General features: G+C 72.1%; 1 protein-coding gene. It reads right to left on the reverse strand.

Features of this window, described 5'->3' with window-relative positions:
- Positions 1 to 16 precede the first annotated feature (16 nt).
- Positions 17 to 1,432, reverse strand: coding sequence for an NAD(P)/FAD-dependent oxidoreductase (locus tag FNQ90_RS22850; protein ID WP_182608082.1), 1,416 nt, complete (start codon positions 1,430 to 1,432; stop codon positions 17 to 19).
- Positions 1,433 to 1,497: the final 65 nt, after the last annotated feature.

Genomic DNA, 1,497 nt, shown 5'->3' on the forward strand with positions numbered 1-1,497 from the left:
GGGCGCGGGGTGGCGGTCAACTGTCGAACCCCAGGCCGGCCCGGTCCAGCCCTCGGAGCCAGAGATTCCGGCGACCGGTGGCATCCTCCCGTCGCATCGCCCACTGGGTGATGCCGATACCCGCCCAGCGCACCGGCTCGGGAGGGAAGGGCAGCGGTTTCTCGCGCACCATCCGCGGGGCGGTGCGCTCGGTGCGTTCCCCGGCGAGGAGGTCGAGCATCACCTCCGCGCCGAATCGGGTGGCGCCCACGCCCAGGCCGGTGAAGCCGGCCGCGTAGGCGACCCGGCCCCGGTGGGCGGTACCGAAGAACGGCGAGAAACGCGAGCAGGTGTCGATGACGCCGCCCCATCGGTGGGTGAAGCGGACCCCATCCAATTGCGGGAAACAGGTCATGAAGTGCCGTGCGAGACGTTCGAAGGTCTCCGGGCGCTGCCACCGGGACTCGTCGGTACCCCCGCCGAAGTGGTACACCACGTCGTAACCGCCCCACAGGATGCGGTGGTCGGTGGTGATCCGGAAGTAGTGGAAGTGGTTGTTGGCGTCCGCCAGGCCCTGACGACCCCGCCAGCCGATCGCCTCCCGTTGCTCCGGCGTCAGGGGCTCGGTCATCAGCGCGAAGTCGTGCACGGGGGCGATCAGTGGCCGGACGCGGCGCAGGGGGGAGCGGAAGGCGTTGGTCGCCAGCACCGCCTGCCGGGCGAACACACGCCCGCGGGGGGTGCGGGCCGCCACGCCGGGGCCGCGCGAGGAGACCAGGTCGGTGGGGGTGCCCTCGTACACCCGCACACCGGCGGCCAGGCAGGCCCGCTTCAGGCCCCACACCAGCCGGGCAGGGTCGAGCATGGCGGTGCCGTGCCGGTCCCACAGGCCACCCAGGAAGGTGGGCGAGTTCACCTCGGCACGCATCTCGTCCCGGTCCAGCAGGTCGAAGCCGGACAGACCCGAGTCCCGGGCGTCGTCGCGCAGGGAGCGCAGTTCGGCCAGGTGGTGCGGGGCGGTGGCCACGGTGATCTCACCGGTGCGCTCGAAGTCGCAGTCGATGTCGTAGCGCTCGACCGTCTCCGCGATGGCGTCGAGGTTGACGGCGCCCAGCCGTTCCAGTTCCCGGACCTCCTCGGGCCAACGGGCCATTCCGTTGCCGAGGCCGTGGGTGAGGGAGGCGGAGCAGAAGCCGCCGTTGCGCCCGGAGGCCGCCCAACCGATCTCCCGGCCCTCGATGAGGACCACGTCCCGGTCCGGTTCGCGCTCCTTGGCGATCAACGCGCTCCACAGCCCGGTGTACCCGCCGCCGACCACCAGGAGGTCGGTGTGCTCCTCCCCGCTCAGGGGCGGCTCGGCAGCGGGTCGTTCGGGGGTGTCGAGCCAGGCCGGCACCGGCCGGGCGTCGGCGAGGGCACGGGCGACGACGGGATTCATGGCACCTGCGGCCATGGTTCTCAGCTCCTCGGGAACCGGGGGGAATGAAGTGGACGGGGGTGGACGGGGGTGGACTGGAG

It is taken from the genome of Streptomyces alkaliphilus (genome assembly GCF_014141535.1).
Classification (GTDB): domain Bacteria; phylum Actinomycetota; class Actinomycetes; order Streptomycetales; family Streptomycetaceae; genus Streptomyces; species Streptomyces alkaliphilus.

Excerpts from the sequence above, each read along its gene's own strand:
- FNQ90_RS22850 (WP_182608082.1), bottom strand. The coding sequence starts at position 1,432 with ATGGCCGCAGGTGCCATGAATCCCGTCGTCGCCCGTGCCCTCGCCGAC.